The organism is Paenibacillus tabacirhizosphaerae (genome assembly GCF_040812395.1).
In the GTDB taxonomy this organism is placed as follows: domain Bacteria; phylum Bacillota; class Bacilli; order Paenibacillales; family NBRC-103111; genus Paenibacillus_E.
In genome coordinates this window covers 304,000-319,847 of the sequence record NZ_JBFNXH010000001.1, presented here as the reverse complement: position 1 = coordinate 319,847, position 15,848 = coordinate 304,000, and the positions used below count along the sequence as shown (strand labels likewise).

Annotated in this window: 13 protein-coding genes; 11 read left to right on the top strand and 2 right to left on the bottom strand. The window is 50.6% G+C overall.

Annotation, left to right across the window (positions count from 1 at the left end; translation table 11 throughout):
- Positions 1–68: 68 nt before the first annotated feature.
- Complete coding sequence (locus ABRS97_RS01470; protein WP_367811117.1) at positions 69–1,820, bottom strand: Rqc2 family fibronectin-binding protein; 1,752 nt, start codon at positions 1,818–1,820, stop codon at positions 69–71.
- 183 nt (positions 1,821–2,003) lie between these two features.
- Here ABRS97_RS01470 and ABRS97_RS01465 point away from each other — a divergent pair, with 183 nt between their 5' ends.
- Positions 2,004–4,802, top strand: a complete 2,799-nt coding sequence (locus ABRS97_RS01465; protein WP_367811116.1) for a calcium-translocating P-type ATPase, SERCA-type — start codon at positions 2,004–2,006, stop codon at positions 4,800–4,802.
- 124 nt (positions 4,803–4,926) lie between these two features.
- On the opposite strand, the gene ABRS97_RS01460 is transcribed toward ABRS97_RS01465, so the two are convergent.
- A complete protein-coding gene (locus ABRS97_RS01460) occupies positions 4,927–5,097 on the bottom strand; it encodes a hypothetical protein (RefSeq protein ID WP_367811115.1) in 171 nt (56 codons plus the stop codon).
- Between the two features lie 231 nt (positions 5,098–5,328).
- On the opposite strand from ABRS97_RS01460, the gene dapF reads away from it, so the two are divergent.
- From dapF to fmt, 10 genes are all read left to right on the top strand, one after another.
- Positions 5,329–6,171 (top strand): diaminopimelate epimerase, encoded by an 843-nt coding sequence (dapF, locus tag ABRS97_RS01455; RefSeq protein ID WP_367811114.1) that lies wholly within the window; start codon positions 5,329–5,331, stop codon positions 6,169–6,171.
- A gap of 80 nt (positions 6,172–6,251) precedes the next feature.
- Entirely contained in the window at positions 6,252–8,129 is a 1,878-nt protein-coding gene (locus ABRS97_RS01450) for a bifunctional homocysteine S-methyltransferase/methylenetetrahydrofolate reductase (RefSeq protein WP_367811113.1), read from the top strand.
- A gap of 30 nt (positions 8,130–8,159) precedes the next feature.
- Entirely contained in the window at positions 8,160–9,044 is an 885-nt protein-coding gene (locus tag ABRS97_RS01445) for a YicC/YloC family endoribonuclease (protein ID WP_367811112.1), read from the top strand.
- Between the two features lie 35 nt (positions 9,045–9,079).
- Complete coding sequence (gene remA / locus ABRS97_RS01440) at positions 9,080–9,340, top strand: extracellular matrix/biofilm regulator RemA (protein WP_009672664.1); 261 nt, start codon at positions 9,080–9,082, stop codon at positions 9,338–9,340.
- The gene (gene gmk / locus ABRS97_RS01435) at positions 9,330–9,968 is read left to right on the top strand and encodes a guanylate kinase (protein WP_367811111.1); all 639 of its coding nucleotides are present in this window, start codon (positions 9,330–9,332) and stop codon (positions 9,966–9,968) included. Before remA ends, gmk begins: the two co-directional genes overlap by 11 nt.
- Entirely contained in the window at positions 9,969–10,184 is a 216-nt protein-coding gene (gene rpoZ / locus ABRS97_RS01430) for a DNA-directed RNA polymerase subunit omega (protein WP_367811110.1), read from the top strand.
- 160 nt (positions 10,185–10,344) lie between these two features.
- Positions 10,345–11,568, top strand: a complete 1,224-nt coding sequence (gene coaBC, locus ABRS97_RS01425) for a bifunctional phosphopantothenoylcysteine decarboxylase/phosphopantothenate--cysteine ligase CoaBC (RefSeq protein WP_367811109.1) — start codon at positions 10,345–10,347, stop codon at positions 11,566–11,568.
- Positions 11,569–11,819: 251 nt separating this feature from the next.
- Entirely contained in the window at positions 11,820–14,333 is a 2,514-nt protein-coding gene (priA, locus tag ABRS97_RS01420) for a primosomal protein N' (RefSeq protein WP_367811108.1), read from the top strand.
- A gap of 41 nt (positions 14,334–14,374) precedes the next feature.
- Positions 14,375–14,857 (top strand): peptide deformylase, encoded by a 483-nt coding sequence (gene def / locus ABRS97_RS01415; RefSeq protein ID WP_367811107.1) that lies wholly within the window; start codon positions 14,375–14,377, stop codon positions 14,855–14,857.
- Positions 14,854–15,822: a methionyl-tRNA formyltransferase gene (fmt, locus tag ABRS97_RS01410; RefSeq protein WP_367811106.1), complete on the top strand. Its 969-nt coding sequence runs from the start codon at positions 14,854–14,856 to the stop codon at positions 15,820–15,822. The genes def and fmt overlap by 4 nt, the downstream gene beginning before the upstream one ends.
- Positions 15,823–15,848: the final 26 nt, after the last annotated feature.

Genomic DNA, 15,848 nt, shown 5'->3' with positions numbered 1-15,848 from the left:
ATCGAAAGTGTTATTTAAACGATCAGCAGACAACAAAAAGAACAGCCCCCGTGGACTGTTCTTTTTGCTTATTTGACAGTAACTTTCATTTGCCTGATTTTGTTTTCATCCGGCGTGACGAAGAGGGTTTTCTGATTCACATAAATCACGAATCCCGGTTTAGATCCATTCGGTTTGTGCACATGTTTGATGAATGTATAATCGACAGGCACTTGGCTGGAATGCTTCGCCTGACTGAAATAAGCGGCTAGCTGAGCTGCTTCCAACAGGGTTTCTTCGGAGACGCTGTCACTGCGAATCACGACGTGAGAGCCGGGAATATCTTTCGTATGGAGCCAGGTATCCATGGAGCTTGCCAGCCGGTTTGTTAAGTATTCGTTTTGCGTATTATTTTTGCCCACATAGATGGGCGCGCCATCGCTCGATACGTAGCAGGCCAAAGCGGGTTTATCTTGCTTTTTCTTTTTACGCTGCTTCTTGTTGCGGTCGCGGATATAACCTTGCTCCATCAATTCGTCGCGAATTTCCTCGATATCTTGCAGGGACGCTACGCTCAGCTGCTGCAAGATCGCGCCTAAATAGGCAATTTCCTGATGCGTTTGCTCGATTTGCTCTTCGACGATTGCCGTGCTGTTTTTCATTTTTGTATATTTTTTAAAATAACGCTGCGCATTCTCCGAAGGTGTCAGTTGCGGATCGAGAGTGATTCGAACTGTGGACTGCTCCTCGTCATAGTAATTGACGGTTTCGAGCTCTTTGTCGCCTCTTTTTATCGTATGAAGGGAGGCAGTCAGCAGCTCACCGAGAATCCGGTGCTTGTCGGCATCTTTGGATTCCGCTACAGTTTCCTGTAGCTTTTCGAGTTTTTTTACATTTTTATTTTTTTCATTTTGTAAAAACCGGATGAGATCGTTGGCGCGCTGCTTAACGGTATCTCTTTCTGCCTTGTCCCCATAATAATGCTCCAGGCATGCGCTGGCTGTAGGATAAGAGGTGGTTGATCCGTCTATATGCGTTAACGGCGTCATGGCAAAGAATAACTTGCCGCTCTCCGTCTGCTCCACAATGACCGGGTTATAGCGATGCTGACGCGTTGCGCCCATGACACCCTCAAAAGCTTGCCATAATGCAGTCAGAAAATCCTCGGCAACTTGCTGCCTAGCTATCTCGCGGCCTCGATACACCATTTCTTTGGCGATGAGAGGACTTAACCCGCTAAAGGCTGCGACTATTCGCTGTTCAGGCTCGCCCGCGGAATAAGCTTCTTCAAAGGCGCTGACGAAGGCGGAGGCATCGACGTTCAGCGGATTGTATTTATTTTGCTCAGGAGGCGAGATGTAAGGACTCCCCGGCATGACAATGCGGTAGGAGCTGATGGACGGTGTCACATGATGAATGCCATCAATAATCGTTTCCCCTACTGGATCTATCAAAATAATATTGCTGTGGCGTCCCATGATTTCGACGACGATCACCTTCGTGCTCATGTCGCCTAATTCATCGCGATGCCGCACCTGCATCCGAAGGATGCGCTCCATCCCGACTTGCTCAACGGCTTCGATAATGCCGCCCTCAAAGTGTTTGCGAAGCAGCATGCAGAACATGGGAGCCTCGACAGGATTCATAAACTGCTGATCCGTCGCATGTATCCTTGGATACGTTGGATTTGCCGAAAGCAGAAGCTTCATATTTTGGCCCTGCGCCCTAATTTGTAAAACGACGTCATTTTGGGTAGGCTGGTGAATCTTGTTGATTCGGCCTCCTACACACGCTTGCAGTTCATGAACAACCGCGTGCAGGACGAGTCCGTCTAAAGCCATGATGCATACAACTCCATTCTAGGTTCGAAACCGTGCTTGCTTCTATCATGCCATACTTTTCATAAAAACTTAAGCGCATTTCGGTCGGAAAGATGTTTAAAGGGATATTTTCCTGCTTGTCTGAATACAAATACGTATAAGTGAGAGCAAAGATCAAGTGGGTATTGGGAGGGAGAAGGGCGAATGAGTCAGAACACGTGGTACCAGATGACGCCGGAGGAGATTCTGCAGTCTCAGCAGGTGAGTTTGCAGCAAGGATTGCCCTGGGAAGAAGCATTGAAACGGCAGGAGGTTGTCGGCAGGAACGAGCTTTCAGAAGGGCAGCGCATTTCTCCGATTACACTGCTCTTGAATCAATTTAAAGACTTTATGGTGCTGGTTCTGTTGGGGGCGACTCTGATTTCGGGCTTGCTGGGGGAATACTTGGATGCGATTACGATTGTCATTATCATTCTGATGAACGGAGTTCTGGGGTTTGTGCAGGAATTCCGCGCAGAGCGTTCTTTACGCGCACTTAAAGAGCTGTCAGCCCCGAATGCGAGAGTGTGGAGGGAGAATGCAGTTCATCAAATACCTGCTCGCGATCTTGTTCCAGGCGATATTATTCTGCTTGAGAGTGGAGATCGGGTCCCGGCTGACGTTAGGTTCCTGGAAACGAATGGTATTTACGTCGAAGAGTCGGCCCTTACGGGGGAGTCGGTGCCTGTTAGCAAATGGACTGCCGCTTTGCCTAATGTCGAAGTGCCGCTGGGGGATCAGCGCAATTTGGGCTTTATGGGCACGATGGTGGCAAGAGGGACAGCTAAAGCAGTCGTTGTACGCACAGGGATGGATACCGAGATGGGGAAAATCGCGGATTTGATTCAAAACACGGAGTCGATGGAAACCCCGCTTCAGCATCGTTTGGAGCAGCTTGGCAAAATATTGATTATCGTCGCTATCGCACTTACGATTCTGGTTGTTGTAGCTGGTATTATGCATGGACAACCACCTTATGCCATGTTCCTGGCCGGTGTAAGCTTAGCAGTCGCCGCGATTCCTGAAGGGCTGCCGGCAATCGTCACCATCGCACTCGCGCTTGGCGTACAGCGGATGATTAAGCGCAAAGCGATTGTCCGCAAGCTGCCTTCTGTGGAAACGCTTGGTTGCGCTTCGGTCATTTGTTCGGATAAAACAGGCACGCTGACCCAGAACAAAATGACCGTCACCCATCTGTGGGTTGGCGGCGATGTGATGGAAGTTACGGGAGACGGCTATGCGCCTGTTGGAGACATCCGAGTGGGCGGACAAAACGCAGATGTCGTAAAAAATGTCATGCTGAGCAAGCTGCTGCAAGTGTCTGTGCTCTGCAATAATGCAACATTGTATGAGGAAAAGCAGGAACAGAAGCGGAAAAAAGGCAAGGAGGGCAAAGAAGGGAAAGATGACACCGTTTCTGTGTGGAACATCAAAGGGGATCCAACAGAAGGAGCTTTGGTCGTACTTAGCGCGAAAAGCGGTGTCACACAGCAATCGCTCAGTCAACGATTTAATCGGCTGGCAGAATTCCCCTTCGATTCGGAACGCAAACGTATGTCGGTGCTCGTTTCCTATGAGGGAGGCCGAATGGCTTGCACCAAAGGCGCTCCGGATGTTCTCCTCCAGCATTGCAGCTACATTCTTTGGGATGGCAAAGTAATTCCGTTCACGCCGACCTTAAAGCAAAAAGTGCTATCGGCCAACGAAGGCATGGCCAAATCCGCGCTGCGCGTGCTTGGGATTGCTTATAAAGAGCTTAAGAGCAGCGATCGTTATGAGGAATACGAGGATGTTGAAAACAGCCTTGTCTTCGTAGGATTAACCGGCATGATTGATCCGCCTCGCAAGGAAGTGCGCGATGCGATTTCCAAATGCCGCAAGGCAGGCATTAAGACGGTAATGATCACAGGCGATCATCAGACAACGGCTGAGGCGATCGCGAAGCAGCTTGGCATGCTGCCGGCAAGCGGAAGCTCCATGAGCGGGCAACAGATCGGACAATTGTCTGACGACGAGCTTCATGCGAAAGTTGACGATACCTACGTCTATGCGCGTGTTTCACCTGAGCATAAGTTGCGTATTGTGAAGGCGCTGCAGCGGAAAGGCCATGTGGTTGCCATGACAGGCGACGGCGTGAACGACGCGCCAGCCATTAAAGCGGCGGATATCGGCATCGCCATGGGAATCACCGGCACCGATGTGTCCAAGGAAGCATCGTCCCTGATCCTTAGCGACGATAATTTCTCCACAATCGTTGCGGCGATTGAAGAAGGGCGAGGCATTTATGAAAATATCCGCAAATTCATTCGTTATTTGCTGGCATCCAATGTCGGTGAAATCATGACCATGTTTATCGCGATGATGGCGGGTCTTCCACTCCCTTTGGTGCCGATTCAAATCTTATGGGTGAACCTTGTCACGGACGGCCTGCCCGCCATGGCGCTTGGCGTGGATCAAGCGGAAAAAGATTTGATGCAGCAGAAACCGCGTACGGCCAAGGAGAATATTTTTGCAAGGCGATTAGGCTGGAAAATCATCTCTCGCGGCATACTGATCGGTGTCTGTACATTAGGCGCCTTCTGGCTCATTCTGCGAGGGAACCCGGACGATGCAGGGACGCTGCTTAGAGCGCAAAGCGTTGCTTTTGCTACACTTGTCATGGCGCAGTTGATTCACGTCTTCGATTGCCGCAGCTCGCGTTCAATTTTTCACCGTAATCCGCTGCAAAATAAATATTTAGTGCTGGCTGTCCTTTCTTCACTCGTACTTATGCTGGCCGTTATGTATGTGGATCAGCTGAAGCCGATCTTCAAGACTGTCCCGCTGGGCTGGAAAGATTGGATTCTCGTGCTGGTCGCAGCAGGCATTCCGACCTTCTTGATGGGCCTTGGCAGTGTCTTGTCGCCTAAGAAAAACAAACGATCAGGCTCAATTTCTTATAATTCGAAGCCAAGCTTCCGATAAGCGCCAGGATGGAATGGGAATAGAGCGGAAAGTCGCCTGCGGGCGGCTTTTTTGCGTACAGGCACGAATCCGAATGGACGCTCTTTTCGCAAACGCTATACAAGAAAAACCCCCATTGCGGGGGTTAGTCATTATCATGGCGATCTTCACCAAATAAAACGCCTTGTATTTCGTTGTTAACTTCCACGGTAAGTCTTGTTTTGAAATAATCAACCACGGCTTCGACGGCCTTCTCAGCTTGGAATTCTGAAATTCCAGCTTCACTTGCCACATGATCTCTCACGATGTGCTTCATCCAGCACCTCCTCTTGGGATGGGATTCCAACGAAAACTATTATCTGCAAAAGGTCGGAAAGTATTCAATTGCGTTTGCAGAAAGGGGTCGGCATTTGGTCTGAGGCGAAGGATAAGCGGAAATACGGGCATTCATCCGCTTAGCGTTAACCATTTAGTATGAAGCACTATGCATTTTGGCGCTTTTACGCTATGATATTGGCAAAAACATATAGTAGGAGTGCTGTATACAATGAATTTTACAAAAATGCATGGTCTAGGCAATGATTTTATCGTAGTCGCTGGTGAAAAAGAACTTCCTGCAGGTGTAGATCAGCTTGCGATCCAACTTTGCAACCGTTTCTTCGGCATTGGCGCCGACGGGTTAGTATATATTCTTCCTTCAGATAACGCCGATTTCAAAATGCGCATTATCAACTCGGATGGTTCCGAAGCGGAGCAGTGCGGCAATGCGATTCGTTGCGTATCCAAATATGTGTATGATCATGGAATGATTAACAAAGAAGAGATCACAATTGAAACGTTAGGTGCTGGCGTTCAAAAAGTGCAGCTCAATGTGCAGGGTGGCAAGGTAGTCACCGTACGTGTCGATATGGGCCAGCCGATCCTCAGCGGTCTGCAAGTGCCAACAACTGTCGACGAAGCGCAAGTGATTAACTATCCGATTGAAGTCGATGGAAAAGAATTCCGGTTCACGGCGGTTTCGATGGGTAATCCTCACTGTGTGATTTACGTAGACGATGCGGTGAACTTTGATTTGGCCACATGGGGACCTAAGCTGGAAGTTCATCCAATGTTCCCACGCAAAATCAATGTGGAATTCGTAACGGTGAAAAATCGTGAATACACAGACATGCGCGTGTGGGAAAGAGGAGCGGGACCGACACTTGCTTGTGGAACAGGCGCTTGCGCTACGCTCGTTTCTTCTGTGCTGAATGGCCTGACAGATCGCCAGGCAACAGTGTCGCTCAAGGGTGGAGATCTTTTCATCGAGTGGGACGAGGCGGACAATCACGTGTACATGACAGGACCTGCGGAAGAAGTGTTCAAAGGGACAGTTTCTGTATCAAAATAATTGATAAAACGTTTTGCTTAATATTGGGCTGGTTTTGTGATACAGTATAACTACATTTTTTAGTAAATGGGGAGTTTATCATGAAATCAGATCTTCGTACAGCGCTGCAGCAGGAAATTTTGACCGGTGACGGCGCGATGGGGACTTACTTATATCAGATGGGATTTCCTGTCGGCATTTCATATGAAGAATTGAATTTGCTGCAACCGGAAAAGGTTGCTGACGTGCACCGCCGCTATTTTGAGGCAGGTGCTCGTCTTATTGAGACGAATACCTTTTCGGCGAATCGCGAGAAACTCTCCAAGTATGGATTGGAAAGCGATGTGGAGGCGATCAACCGCGCAGGCGTTGAGTTGGCACGGAAAGCCGTTGGCAGCGAAGCCTATGTCGTTGGTGCGATAGGCTCGATTCGTGCGGGAAAACGCAAAAATGTGCGAACTGCAGATGTGGAGCAATCGCTGCAGGAGCAGATTGGGGTGCTACTGGATTCGCCGGTAGATGGACTGCTTTTGGAGACCTTTTATGATCTGGAAGAACTGCAGCTTGCGCTCCGCATCATTCGCAGCATGAGCGCACTGCCGGTCATTTGCCAGTTTGCCAACGAAGGTACGGGCAGCACGCAGGACGGCGTTCCGCTGCAGGAAGCATTCGAACGGCTGCGCGACGCTGGCGCCGACGTGATTGGCTTCAACTGCCGCGTCGGTCCGAACGGGATTCTCCGTTCGATGGAGAAGCTGGCGCCGCTCCCTGGCGTACCGTTTTCCGCGTTCCCGAACGCCGGGCTGCCCGACTACGTCGACGGGCATTATACCTATGCGGCGACGCCGGAGTATTTCGCCGAGAGCGCGCTTCGCTTCGCTGACCTCGGCGCGCGCATCATCGGCGGCTGCTGCGGCACGACGCCGGAACACATCGCCGCTGTCGCGAAAGCGCTCAGCGGCTACGTCCCGGCGGCGCCTGGCGCCGCCACCGCGCACACTGAAGTTGTGCGCGTGAACGAACCGGCGCCGGCGATGCCTGCGCCGCCCGCAGTGAAACCCACGCTGCTGGATATCGTGCAGCAGCGCAAAACCGTCATTGTCGAGCTGGATCCCCCGCGGGATCTCGACATCGACAAATTCATGCAGGGGTCGAAAGCCCTGCAGGACGCGCATGTCGACGCCATTACGATGGCCGACAATTCGCTGGCGGTGACGCGCATGAGCAATCTTGCCCTCGGCCATCTCGTGCAGGATCGGCTGGGCGCGCGTCCGCTGATTCATATCGCGTGCCGCGACCGCAACATGATCGGGACGCAGTCCCATCTCATGGGGCTCCACGCGCTGGGCATCGACCATGTGCTGGCCGTGACCGGCGATCCCGCCAAGTTCGGCGATCTGCCGGGGTCCAGCTCCGTGTACGATCTCACTTCGTTTGAGATTATCCGGATGATCAAGCAGCTTAATGAAGGCATTGCCTTCTCGGGCAAGCCATTGAAGCAGAAAGCAAATTTCATCGTCGGCGCTGCTTTTAATCCGAATGTCAAACATCTGGATAAAGCCGTTCAGCGGCTAGAGCGGAAAATCGAAGCTGGCGCGGATTACATTATGACGCAACCTGTCTACGATGCGAAGCTCATTGAGCATATCTATCAATCTACCAAGCACTTAAACGTTCCTATTTTCATAGGGATTGCGCCTTTGGCCAGCGGAGGAAATGCCGAGTACCTTCATAATGAGGTTCCGGGCATTCAGCTGTCGGATGAAGTCAGAGGACGCATGAACGGTCTCAAAGGCGAAGAAGGCCGCGCTATGGGCGTGGAAATCGCCAAAGAACTGCTGGATGCTGCGATGCCGCTCTTTAATGGGATCTATTTAATGACTCCTTTCCTGCTCTATGAGATGTGCGTAGACTTGACAAAGTATGTATGGGAAAAGTCGAATCGCCATGATTTCCACTTGTACCCACTTTCAAAATGAATTAAAATAGGGTAATGGATGTGATCAGGGATGATTTGCAGTATGACCGGATTCGGACAAGCGAATCGTTCTTTTGCGGGTTACAAGGTGTTTATCGATGTGAAATCGGTCAATCATAGATATTGTGAGGTTGCTTTGCGTTTGCCAAAGGAATGGGCGGTTTTTGAAGATTCTTTGAAAAAAACCGTGCTGCGGTCTGTGAAGAGGGGACGCGTGGATGTCTTTGTCACAACGGAACGCGAGGCTGCCAGTTCAAAAAGCGTGACGGTAGATTTCGCTTTAGCTGATGCGTATTTGCAAGCCGCTGAGCAGTTGAAGATGCGCTATGGCTTTTCTGGCAACGTGGAGCTCAAAGATTTGCTCAGGCTTTCCGATCTCGTTCAGATGAAGGAAAATCGTACAGAACCTGACGAACAATTCGAAAAGGAACTTTGCGCCTGCCTGCAGGATGCGGTTGCCCAGTTATCTGAGATGCGGCTGCGTGAAGGCGCATTTCTGGCAGATGACCTTCATGAGCGTTTGGCTGAACTGAAGCGAGTTCATGTGGAATTGCAAGATTTAGCGCCGCAGGTCGTTCAGGATCATGCTGCTAAGCTAAGCAGCAGAATTCAGTCGCTCCTTCAGGAGCAGACATCCATCGATGAACAGCGTCTGGCTATGGAAGTCGCGATATTCGCGGATCGTTCGAATGTGGATGAGGAGCTGACTCGGCTGCAAAGTCATTTTCAGCAATTCGACGGGTTGCTTACCGAGCAGGAGCCTGTAGGACGCAAGCTCGACTTTCTCATTCAAGAAATGAATCGTGAAGTGAATACGATCGGCTCCAAAGCGAATCATTCCGAGCTGACGGCGAGGGTGATTCATATGAAAGCAGAGCTTGAGAAGATGAGAGAACAAATACAGAATATCGAGTGAAGCGGCATGAGGCTTTGCGAGGAGGAAAAGTTTGAATGGCTATCAAATTAATTAATATCGGGTTCGGGAACATCGTATCGGCGAACCGCATTATCTCGATCGTTAGCCCGGAATCGGCTCCGATCAAGAGGATCATTCAAGAAGCGCGTGATCGTCACATGCTGATTGACGCTACATATGGTAGAAGAACCCGTGCCGTTATTATTACCGACAGCGATCATGTGATTTTGTCGGCGGTACAACCAGAAACGGTAGCACATCGACTTTCCAACAAGGACGATGATCATGACGAGTAATACGAACACTCTTGAGCGTGAGAGAGGCATTTTGATTGTTTTGTCGGGTCCTTCCGGTGTTGGCAAAGGAACCGTTTGCGCAGCGCTGCGCAAATGTTCACCGGACATTGTTTACTCTGTTTCGGCTACGACCCGCTCTCCTCGACAAGGGGAAGTGGATGGCGTGAATTATTTTTTCAAGACTCGGGAACAATTTCAGCAGCTTATCGATACCGATGAGGTGCTGGAGTGGGCGGAGTATGTGGGTAACTTTTACGGAACGCCACGTCGTTTTGTAGAGGATACACTGCGTGGCGGCCAAGACGTTATTTTGGAGATTGAAGTCCAGGGTGCGCTTCAGGTGAAACAGAAGTTTCCGGAAGGTGTGTTTATCTTCTTGTTGCCGCCTTCGTTGGATGAGCTTCAAAACCGAATCGTAACACGAGGTACGGAAACAGATGAAGTCATTCGCAGCCGCATGTCGGTCGCTTTGGATGAAATTCGTTTGATGGAGCACTATGACTACGCCATCGTCAATGACCGTGTCGAACATGCTTGTTCCAAAATTCAAGCGATTCTGGATGCTGAGCATTGCAAAAAAGATCGGATGTATCCCAAAATCATACAATGGATAGATGAGGTGAAGTAAATGTTATATCCTTCAATTGACAAGCTTCTTGATATCGTGGACAGCAAGTATTCCCTTGTTGTCGCTGCTTCCAAAAGAGCAAGATCGCTGCGTGACGGTGCCAAATCCGATTTGAGAGGTCAAAAATCCCATAAGCAAGTAGGGGTTGCTCTTGAAGAATTGTACGGCAATTACATTGGTTATGAGAAAATTGAGACAAAAGAGATCGTGAAATAACTGCTTTATCCAACAACCCTAGTGGTTGTTATTTTTTTCCAATCGGTAGGTTGCGATGAAAGCTCAGCTTATGCTTACGAAGAAAGCTTTCCTTTAGGAAAGCTCAGTTTATGCTTACGAAGATAGCTTTCCTAAAGGAAAGCTCTTAGGGGGATGCTCCATGGGGAATCTGCACGGCAAAACGATCGTGCTTGGCGTGTGCGGTGGCATTGCCGCTTATAAGGCAGCCGCGCTCACGAGTAAACTGACGCAAGCTGGGGCCAAGGTGCGAGTCATTATGACGAAATCTGCAGTCCAATTCGTAGCCCCACTGACGTTCCAGACGTTATCGCGTCATCATGTATTTGTGGATACGTTTGATGAAAAAGATCCTTCTGTCGTTTCGCATATTAACTTGGCGGACAGCGCTGATTTAGTTTTGATTGCGCCTGCGACGGCTAATATGATCGGCAAGCTGGCGCTGGGACTTGGCGATGATATGCTGAGCACGACGCTGCTGGCGACGATGGCCCCAATTTGGGTTGCGCCTGCCATGAATGTGCATATGTATGGCAACCCGGCGGTGCAGATGAACATGCAGACACTGCGCAGCCGTGGCGTGCGCTTTATCGAGCCTGGCGAGGGGCAGTTAGCTTGCGGTTATGTAGGGAAAGGGCGACTCGCTGAGCCTGAGGAAATTTTGGCGGCGATTGAGCAGCACTTTAGCGGCGAGCTCCCGTTGAAAGGGCGTCATGTACTTGTGACGGCAGGAGGCACAGTGGAGCGCATCGATCCCGTCCGATACATTACGAATGATTCGTCAGGCAAAATGGGCTACGCGATTGCGGAAGAAGCGGTGCGGCTAGGTGCGGCACAAGTTACACTTGTGTCCGGACCTACTGCGCTGCCTGCACCCGCAGGCGTTGATCTCGTTCCCGTGAGGTCGGCATTAGATATGAGGGAGGCTGTTTTATCCCGTTTGGATGCCAGTCATCTTATTATTAAAGCGGCTGCCGTTGCCGATTACCGCCCTGCGGTCGTTGCGGAGCAAAAGATGAAAAAGAAAGCGGACTCGCTGACCTTGGAGCTGGTCAAAAATCCTGATATTTTGCAGGAAATCGGCACGCTTAAAACAGAGCAGTTCGTAGTTGGCTTTGCGGCCGAGACGGAACGTTTGGACGAGCATGCACTCGACAAGCTGCAGCGCAAAAATTGCGATCTCATCGTTGGAAATGATGTATCTCAAGAAGGAGCGGGTTTTAGCGGGGATACGAACGTTGTGCGTATTTTTGATCGTAACGGGCTTGTGGAAGCCCTGCCTGTACAGAGCAAGCGAGAGGTTGCACGGAGGCTGCTTGTATTGGCGGCAGAACGCATGCGGCCCGCAAAGGATGTCGGCCTCTAAGGTTACGCTTACGAAGATAGTTTTCTAACGAAAACTTTAAGCTTATGCTTACGAAGATAGTTTTCTAACGAAAACTTTAAGCTTATGCTTACGAAGATAGTTTTCTAACGAAAACTTTAAGCTTATGCTTACGAAGATAGTTTTCTAACGAAAACTTTAAGCTTATGCTTACGAAGATAGTTTTCTAACGAAAACTTTAAGCTTATGCTTACGAAGATAGTTTTCTAACGAAAACTTTAAGGAGAATGTGAATGTACGCAAAAGTCATTGTCGATGTCCCGGCGAAGCAAACGAATCGGGCGTTCGACTATGAAGTTCCCGCAGCCTTGCGCAAATGGGTCGAAGTTGGCAGCCGTGTCGGTGTGCCATTCGGTCCCCGGGTGCTGCAAGGTTTTGTTGTTGAGCTGCATAAGGAAACGCAGGTGGATGTGAAGCGCGTCAAGCCGATACAGAGCATCATGGATCTGGTTCCGCCTCTGACAGCTGAGCTCGTAGGACTGGCTCATTGGGTAAGCCGCACGTACTTGTGCCACGAAGTCACTGCGCTGCAAGCCATGCTTCCAGCGGCTCTCAAGGCGAAGTACGAGCGTGCGATTCAGCTAGGCGATGAGTCCGGCGAGCAGTCGCTGCTCGATTTGCCGGATTTGCGAGAGGTTGTTGCTTTCGTGCGGACAAAAGGGACTGTACCGCTCGAGACGCTGATGGAGCGTTTCGAGCACGACGGTGCGCTCATCAAACAACTGCTGGCCAGCGGTATTCTTTCTGAAGTGCAGATGGTCAAAGACCGGATGACGACGAAGAAAGCGCTGACGGTTTTCCCGCCGGATGACGGCAGCGGACTGGAAGAAGCTCTGGTAGAACTGCCCGCCAGAGCTAATAAGCAGCAGGACGTGCTGCGTTATCTTATGGAGCATCCGTATCCCATCCGGCTCACAGAGCTGATGGAAGCCGTGCAGGTGGGCGCCGGCACGGTCAAAAGTTTGGCTGACCGCGGATGGATCGACCTGCGCGAAGTTGAAGTGATGCGCGACCCTTATGCGGGGCGCGCGTTCGCAAGGACAAAGCCGCTTCCTCTGACGGAGGAGCAGAGCAGCGTCTTTTCGGAAATTCGCAGCGCTGTCGCTGAGCAGCGTCACGAGGTTTTTTTACTGCATGGAGTGACGGGCAGCGGGAAAACGGAAGTGTACCTGCAATCGATTCAGCAATGTTTGGACCAAGGGAAAGAAGCGATCGTGCTTGTTCCCGAAATTTCATTAACGCCGCAAATGGTAGAACGTTTCAAGGGAAGATTCGGCGATTTAGTCGCTGTGCTGCATAGCCGGCTTTCGAATGGGGAGCGCTATGATGAGTGGCGCAAAATCACCCGTAAGCAGGTGAAGGTGGTCATCGGAGCACGTTCGGCAATTTTTGCTCCTTTTACGCAAATTGGTCTTATTATTATTGATGAAGAGCACGAATCCTCCTATAAGCAGGAAGAAAGCCCGAAGTATCACACGCGGGATGTTGCGGTTCAAAGAGCGAAGCAGCATCATGCTGCGGTTGTGCTTGGTTCTGCGACTCCTTCTTTGGAAAGCATGCAGAAAACGATGAAACGCAAAGAGGCGCAAAAGCCGCCTTATCGGCTGTTGACAATGCGTGAAAGGGTTGCCGGCAGACCGCTTCCGGTTGTTGAAATCGTGGATATGCGGGAAGAACTGAAGAATGGAAATCGATCCATGTTCAGCAAAGTCCTGTATAAAGCGATTGAAGAACGGTTACACAAGAAAGAACAGACGGTTCTGCTGCTGAATCGACGCGGTTACGCTACGTTCGTGATGTGCCGTACCTGCGGGTTCGTCTCGACATGTCCGCACTGCGATATTTCGCTTACCTACCACCAGAGTTCCCGCATGCTGCGTTGTCATTATTGCGGTTACGCCGAGCGCGAGGTCTCGGAATGTCCGAACTGTTCCTCTGAGCATATCCGTCATTTCGGGACGGGGACGCAGCGCGTCGAAGAAGAGCTTGGCAAGTTATTTCCCGGCATTCGGGTGATTCGGATGGATGTGGATACGACAACTGAGAAAGGCTCCCATGAAAAGTGGCTGACGATGTTCCGCGATAAGCAGGCTGATGTGCTGCTAGGCACCCAAATGGTGGCGAAAGGGTTGGATTTTCCGGATGTAACGCTCGTTGGCGTAATAGCGGCTGACACGGTGCTGAATTTGCCTGATTTCCGTTCGGCGGAAAGGACCTTTCAGCTGTTGACGCAGGTCGCCGGACGAGCTGGCCGCCATGAGAAGTTAGGAGAGGTGTTCGTGCAGACGTACACGCCCGAGCATTACAGCGTGCAATGCGCCAGCCAGCATGATTATATCTCTTTTGCCAGACATGAGCTGGATATACGGGCGAATCTGGGTTATCCGCCTTATCAGCGGCTGATTCTTATTACCTTTTCTCATGAACAGGTCCCCTTATTAGTACGGTCTGCGGAGGCTTTTGTGACGAGGCTCAAGGAGATGGTGCAGGAGCAAACGGAGAAGCAGCTTGATTTGTTTACGAACACGCTGGCTTCCCCGGAATCGTTCTTCATGGACGTATTAGGGCCCGTAGCATCACCGATTTCCCGAATCAAGGATAGATATCGATTCCAATGCGTGGTAAAATATCGGGGGGATGATCTGGCTTCAGAGCTTGTTGGCCGAACCGTCCAATGGTTTGAGGAGCGCTCGGCGAAGGAAAAACTGCTCATTAGCGTCGATGTTGATCCGCAATATTTGATGTAACGCATAAATAATAGAGAAGACTTCAAAGGTAGGTGCACGTTATGGCTATTCGTATTATTGTTAAAGATCCGGATCCTGTACTGCGGGAAAAGGCAATCACGGTAACTAAATTTAATTCCAATCTTCATAAGCTGCTCGATGATATGGCAGATACGATGTACGATGCGGAAGGCGTAGGTTTGGCTGCCCCGCAAATCGGTATTTTGAAACGCGTTATTGTGATGGATTGCGGTGATGAACACGGCGGTTTGATCGAGATGGTCAATCCGGAAGTGATCGCTTCCAGTGGTGAGCAAACAGGGCCGGAAGGATGCTTGAGCATTCCAGGGCTGCGCGGCGATGTGAGCAGACCGCTTCAGGCTACGGCGAAAGGCCAAGATCGTCATGGCAATCCGATTGAAATTAGCGGCACAGAGCTGCTGGCGCGTTGTATTTTCCACGAAATCGATCACTTGAACGGCGTTTTGTTTACAGACCTGGCGATCAAAACCTACACAAGCGATGAAGAGGAAGATTCCGAGTGAATATCATTTTCATGGGCACACCTGATTTTGCGGTACCCTCTTTGCAGTTGCTGCTTGATGAAGGGTATAACGTAATAGCCGTGGTGACACAGCCGGATCGGCCGAAAGGGCGCAAGCGCGTCTTGACGCCCCCGCCTGTGAAGGTCGAAGCGGAGAAACACGGTATACCGGTGCTTCAGCCGGAGAAGCTGCGCCATGCCGATTCGGTTGAGGTGCTGCGACAATTGAAGCCGGACTTGATCGTGACGGCTGCTTATGGTCAAATTCTGCCTAAATCGGTTTTGGAATTGCCGCAGTATGGATGCATTAACATTCATGCGTCGCTGCTGCCGAAATACCGTGGCGGAGCCCCTATTCATCATGCGATACTTCGTGGTGAACAGGTGACAGGCGTCACGATTATGTACATGGCCGAAGGTTTGGACACTGGCGATATGATCTCTAAAGTAGAAGTGACGATCGGGGATAGCGATACGACCGGAACGATGTTTGAAAAGCTGAGCGTTGCCGGAGCGGACCTGTTGAAGCGAACGCTGCCGGATTTGCTGGCTGGAAGCATCCAGGCTGTCGCTCAGAATGAAGCCGACGCGGTGTATTCGCCGAACATTCGCAGGGATGACGAACTGATCGATTGGTCGCGTTCCGCTGTGGAACTTTGGAATCAAGTTCGCGGCTTGAATCCGTTTCCGGGCGCGTACACGCTCTGGAATGGAGACGTCATGAAAGTATGGGCTTGCGCGAATCCGAAGGGAGATCAGCCGAAAAGCCGCAGCGTTGTACAAACAAATGGGGATGCGCCTGCTCCTGGAACTGTTTTGAACAGCAACGAGTTTGGCCTTGAGGTCATGACAGGGGACGGCACATTGTGGCTTACCGAAATTCAACCTTCAGGGAAAAAAGCGCTGCCTGTTTCCGAGTTCATCCGAGGGGTTAAAATACCCGATAATACGGTATTTGGCCATTAACGGTTATTAACTAAATAAAAGAGGTA